The sequence below is a fragment of the Mesorhizobium sp. M2C.T.Ca.TU.002.02.1.1 genome (assembly GCF_003997225.1).
On sequence record NZ_RZTO01001485.1, the window covers coordinates 1 to 522 of the forward strand.

Here is a 522-nt window from a genome sequence, read left to right on the forward strand (position 1 = left end):
GATGGCCCCCATCCCGGCTCCCAGCCAGCCGAGCCATTCGGCGCGCGCGAACAGATCGCGGATCAGCTGGTCGGCCCACAGGCCGACCGCCAGCGAGACGAGCACGCTCAGAGCGCCGAAGAACAGCCGCGCCAGCAGCGAAGACTTTTTTGGCGCCGTCGCCGGCGGCGGGATTGCAGCCTCGATGTCCGGTTCGTCGAAAACGTCGATTTCGGAGGGAATGACCGTCGCGACATCCGCCCTGGCCGCGCGCGGCCGGCGCATCGGTTGCTCCTCGGCGCCGCGATTTCGCTGCGGATGCGGCGGAGCCTCGGTCTCGGGTTCGATGCGGAAAGCCGCCGGTTTGCGGGGCGCGGTCATGCCAGATGATCTCCGATCAGGAACTGCAGCGCGCGGTCGAGCCGGATATGCGGCAGGGACAGCGTGACGCCTTCGGCGGTGCGTTCGAGCTTCGGCGGAGGGAAGCGCACGAAGCGGACCGCCGGTTCGGTGCCGTCTGGCGGCGATCCGGAGGCATCGAAC

At 69.3% G+C, this 522-nt stretch carries 1 protein-coding gene and 1 pseudogene; both read right to left on the reverse strand.

Annotation, left to right across the window (positions count from 1 at the left end):
- A pseudogene (locus tag EOD07_RS36875) lies at nt 1-360 on the reverse strand (TIGR01620 family protein); the annotation flags it as partial.
- On the reverse strand, nt 357-522 hold a 166-nt coding region (locus EOD07_RS36880), incomplete at its 5' end, for a YcjX family protein (protein WP_164772983.1). The pseudogene EOD07_RS36875 and the gene EOD07_RS36880, both read right to left, overlap by 4 nt.